Here is a 303-nt window from a genome sequence, read left to right on the forward strand (position 1 = left end):
GTGGAAGTGGATGCCTTCCTCTTCGCACAGGCGCTGGATGAAATGCAGGTCGGACTCGTCGTACTGCACGCAGTAATCGCGTTGCGGGTACTCGGCGTTGAGCTGGAAGCTGTAGGCGTCGGCGAGGATGCCGCGATCTTCCAGCACTTGGGCGATGATCTTCGGCACCGTGAGGTTCTGGAAAATCTGCTGGTCATGGTTGTGCCGCAAATAGGCCAGTTGCGGCACCAGGCTGATGCTGTAACGAGTCAGCGTCTTGCCGGAATCGCCTTGCTCGATGCGGTACACCAGGCCGTGGATCTG

General features: G+C 59.1%; 1 protein-coding gene. It reads right to left on the reverse strand.

Annotation, left to right across the window (positions count from 1 at the left end; genetic code table 11):
* Positions 1-303: contractile injection system protein, VgrG/Pvc8 family (locus tag M0808_RS28445; protein WP_247843197.1), on the reverse strand; the 303-nt coding region annotated here is incomplete at both ends.

It is taken from the genome of Pseudomonas sp. MWU12-3103b (assembly GCF_023100615.1).
Taxonomy (GTDB): Bacteria; Pseudomonadota; Gammaproteobacteria; order Pseudomonadales; family Pseudomonadaceae; genus Aquipseudomonas; species Aquipseudomonas putida_A.